1 protein-coding gene is annotated in these 1,652 nt (G+C 45.2%); it reads right to left on the bottom strand.

Going from position 1 to position 1,652, the window contains the following annotated elements:
• A partial coding sequence (locus tag OCF95_RS09730; protein WP_261105330.1) for a DUF1542 domain-containing protein occupies window positions 1-1,652 on the bottom strand: 1,652 nt, incomplete at both ends.

Consider the following 1,652-nt stretch of genomic DNA (forward strand, 5'->3'; position numbering starts at 1 on the left):
AATGCATCGTCGATTGCTTGTTTAGCCGCTGGCTTAGCTTGCGCTGTTGGACTTACTGAAGATACACTTGTCACTCCGTCGTTTTTAGCTTTCTCAACTGCATCGTTTGTTGTTGCGTTGTCGATGGCTTGCTTAGCTGCGTCTGCTTTTGCTTTCGCATCAGCTTTCGCTGCAGTTTTCTCTTCGTCTGTTAAGTCGTTGTTTGCGTCAATTGCTGCTTCCTTAGCTTTTAATGCATCGTCGATTGCTTGTTTAGCCGCTGGCTTAGCTTGCGCTGTTGGACTTACTGAAGATACACTTGTCACTCCTGCGTTTTTAGCTTGAGTTACTGCATCGTTTGTTGTTGCATTATCGATTGCTTGTTTCGCTGCAGTCGCTTTGTCTTGCGCTTCTTGCTTAGCTGAGGCTTTTTCTTCGTCAGTTAAGTTGTTATTTGCTTCGATTTCTTTAATCTTATCAGCTAACGCGGCTTCTACTGCTTTCTTAGCAGCTGGTTTTGCTACTGGCGTTGGAGTTACATTGGTTACTTCTGTTGTTCCATTAGCCTTAGCTTGGTCTACCGCATCGTTTGTTGTCGCGTTGTCGATTGCTTGCTTCGCTGCGTCAGCTTTGGCTTTCGCGTCTTCCTTAGCTTGGGCTTTCTCTTCAGCAGTCAAATCGTTATTGGCATCAATCGCATCATTCTTAGCTTTCAATGCGTCATCGATGACTTGTTTTGCAGCCGGTTTAGCTGTTGGCGTTGGAGTTACCGAATCTACTGATGTCACTCCTGCGTTTTTAGCTTGAGTTACTGCATCGTTTGTTGTTGCATTATCGATTGCAGTCTTAGCTGCATCAGCTTTCGCTTTCGCGTCTTCCTTAGCTTGGGCTTTCTCTTCAGCAGTCAAATCGTTATTGGCATCAATCGCGTCATTCTTAGCTTTCAATGCGTCATCGATGGCTTGCTTAGCCGCTGGTTTTGCTTGCGCTGTTGGATTTACTGAAGCTACACTTGCTACCCCAGCGTTTTTAGCTTGAGTTACTGCATCGTTTGTTGTTGCATTATCGATTGCTTGCTTAGCTGCATCAGCTTTCGCTTTCGCGTCTTCCTTAGCTTGGGCTTTCTCTTCAGCAGTCAAATCGTTATTGGCATCAATCGCATCATTCTTAGCTTTCAATGCGTCATCGATGACTTGTTTTGCAGCCGGTTTAGCTGTTGGCGTTGGAGTTACCGAATCTACTGATGTCACTCCTGCGTTTTTAGCTTGAGTTACTGCATCGTTTGTTGTTGCATTATCGATTGCTTGCTTCGCTGCATCAGCTTTAGCTTTTGCTTCTGCTTTCGCCGCAGTTTTTTCTTCGTCTGTTAAATCGTTATTGGAATCAATCGCGTCATTCTTTGCTTTCAATGCGTCATCGATGGCTTGTTTTGCAGCTGGTTTGACTACCGGCGTTGGAGTCACCGAATCTACTGATGTTGCCCCAGCGTTTTTAGCTTGAGTTACTGCATCGTTTGTTGTCGCGTTGTCGATCGCTTGTTTCGCTGCGTCGGCTTTGGCTTTCGCATCTTCCTTAGCTTTGGCTTTTTCTTCAGCCGTTAAATCGTTATTGGAATCAATCGCGTCATTCTTTGCTTTCAATGCGTCATCGATGGCTTGTTTTGCAGCTGGTTT

The organism is Streptococcus mitis, assembly GCF_946188615.1.
In the GTDB taxonomy this organism is placed as follows: Bacteria; Bacillota; Bacilli; order Lactobacillales; family Streptococcaceae; genus Streptococcus; species Streptococcus mitis_BZ.